At 73.1% G+C, this 2,007-nt stretch carries 2 protein-coding genes; both read right to left on the reverse strand.

Going from position 1 to position 2,007, the window contains the following annotated elements; all coding sequences use genetic code 11:
* On the reverse strand, positions 1–867 hold an 867-nt coding region (locus VF468_04940), incomplete at its 3' end, for an FAD-dependent oxidoreductase (protein ID HEX5877661.1).
* The coding region (locus VF468_04945; GenBank protein HEX5877662.1) for an aldehyde dehydrogenase family protein at positions 864–2,007 on the reverse strand (1,144 nt) is incomplete at its 5' end. The genes VF468_04940 and VF468_04945, both read right to left, overlap by 4 nt.

Genomic DNA, 2,007 nt, shown 5'->3' on the forward strand with positions numbered 1-2,007 from the left:
GTCCACGAGCGGGGCGTCGCTGTCGAGGTGGACCACCGGTGGCATGCCGCCGGCGGTGTCGGTGAGGAAGTCGGGGTCGACCTTGAGCGTGCCCTCCTGCAGGGCCAGGTAGCGCCACATCGGCTCGGTGCGGCGCCCCTGTGGGGCCAGCACCTCCACCCGGTCCGGTAGGTCGAGCATGGCCCAGAGGTCGCGCACCCACGGCCCGACCGCGACGACCACCCGTCGGCACCGCACGCTGCCCCGGTCGGTCAGTACGGCGCTCACCCCGTCGGACCCGTCCTCGAAGCCGGTCACGGTGACGCCGGACAGCACGCGGGCGCCGGCGCGGGTGGCCAGTCGCACCAGCCCGCGCACGGAGGCCAGGTTGTGGGCGTAGCCGCCGCGCTGCTCGTGCAGCACACTGGTCGACCCCGGTGCCCGCCAGTCCGGGAAGATCCTGCGCAGGTAGGCGGCGGTCTCCGCCGCACCCTCCACGAACACCGAAGGGTAGCCGATCTCACGTTGCTGGTCGGCGATCGAGGCCACGTCCCTGTGCATCGCCTCAGGCGAGATCTGCAGGTAGCCGACCGAGTGGTAGGCAAGGTCGTCGGCATGCCGCTCCCACAAGGCCACCGAGTGCGCCATCAGCGCTCGCATGGCCGGCTGGAAGTAGTTGTTGCGCACCACCCCGCACGCGATGCCCGACGCGCCCGACCCGGGCGCGGCCTTGTCGAGGACCACGACGTCCGGCGTTCCGCCGCGCTGGGTCACGAGCTCGGCCAGGTGCCAGGCGGTCGAGAGCCCATGGATCCCGGCGCCGATCACAACCGTGTCGGCGACCTTCGGCAGGTCCGAGAACCCTGGTCGCACGGGTTGACCGGTCATGCCGGGTCACCGGTGACGCCGTAGCAGGCCTGCCAGGCGGTGAGCGCGGAGTAGACGTAGGAGCCCCCCTCGGGGTGGCCGTTCCCCGAGGCGCCCCATCCGCCGAAGGGCGGCTCCAGGTCGACCGCGTCACCTCGCCGGTTGACGTTGACCACGCCGGCCCTCAACCGCTCCGGAGCGGTTCGGATCCGGTCGGGGTCGCGCGTGTGCACGGAGGCGGCCAGGCCGTACACCGTGGCATTGGCGCGCTCCCACGCCTGGTCGTCGGCGGTGAAGGTCTCCAGGGAGACCACGGGGGCGAACAGCTCGTGCGAGGCCAGAGGGTCCGCCGGCGGCAGGTCGGCGACCAGGGTGGCGGGAGAGTACGCCGCTCCGGGCCCGTCGGAGGACCGGACGACCAGGCGCGCCCCCCTGCGGCTGGCCCCCGCGACCGCCTCCTCGGCCGCACGGCTGGCCGCCGGGGTCACCAGCGGTCCCAGCTCGGTGGTCTCCTCGGCCGGGTCCGCGACCACCAGCGCCCGCATCCGGTCGGCAAGCGCGTCGGTGAAGGGCGCCGCGACGCGTTCGGCGACCAGCACCCGTCGGGTCGCGGTGCACTTCTGACCGTTGATCGCCGTCGCCGCCTCCACGACGGCGCTCGCGGCGAGGTCGAGGTCGGCGTCGTCGAAGACCAGCACCGGGTTCAGCCCTCCGAGCTCGAGGGCGACCGGGATCAGCCGCGATGCCACGGCGACGGCGATCGCCCGACCGGTCCGGGTAGACCCGGTGAAGTGAACGGCTCCGATCCGGTCGTCGGCGACCAGCGACTGGCCCGCTCTACCGTCGCCGAGCACGAGCTCGCAGACGCCGAACGGCAGCCCGGCCTCGGCGAGGAGCCGTGACGTCGCCAACGACACGGCTGGGGTGAGCTCGGAGGCCTTCCAGACCAGCGTGTTGCCTGCCATCAGCGCCGGCAGCCACTTCCATGCGGCGCCCAGCAGCGGCACGTTCCATGGTGTGACCACGGCAATCACCCCGAGCGGAACCCTCCGCACCAGGGCGGCGCCCACCCTCTCCGGCAGCGGGGGGTGGTCGGCGTACCACCGTGCGGACAGGACCGTCCAGGAGACCTCGCCGACCGCCTCGACACGACGCTTGCCC

Source organism: Actinomycetota bacterium (genome assembly GCA_036280995.1).
In the GTDB taxonomy this organism is placed as follows: domain Bacteria; phylum Actinomycetota; class CALGFH01; order CALGFH01; family CALGFH01; genus CALGFH01.